This window comes from Massilia agilis (genome assembly GCF_024756255.1).
GTDB lineage: Bacteria > Pseudomonadota > Gammaproteobacteria > Burkholderiales > Burkholderiaceae_D > Telluria > Telluria agilis.
In genome coordinates this window covers 1-334 of record NZ_JANUHB010000024.1, presented here as the reverse complement: position 1 = coordinate 334, position 334 = coordinate 1, and the positions used below count along the sequence as shown (strand labels likewise).

At 64.1% G+C, this 334-nt stretch carries 1 protein-coding gene; it reads right to left on the bottom strand.

Translation table 11 applies throughout. The features are described 5' to 3' along the window. The coding region (locus NX774_RS23300; RefSeq protein ID WP_258824685.1) for a cadherin-like domain-containing protein at nucleotides 1-334 on the bottom strand (334 nt) is incomplete at both ends.

Genomic DNA, 334 nt, shown 5'->3' with positions numbered 1-334 from the left:
CGCTGCCGGCGTGTATTCGTAGCTGCCGTCGGCGTTGAGCACAAGCGTGCCGTGCGACGGGCCGCTCGCGCTGGCGTAGGTGACCGTATCGTGTTCGACGTCGATGGCTGCCGGCAGGTTGCCAGTCGCCCTGGTGTCTTCGTTGGTCGTGATCGTTCCGTCAGCGGCCACCGGCAGGTCATTGACCGGGGTGACCTTGACGGTCATCGTCGCATCGTTGGACACGGCGCTGGCGTTGTCATAGACCTTGTAGGTGAAGGTGGTGTACGGATCGCCGTTGGCATCCGCGACCGGCACGAAACGCAGGTGGCCAAGATTGATCTCCGCGGTGGTC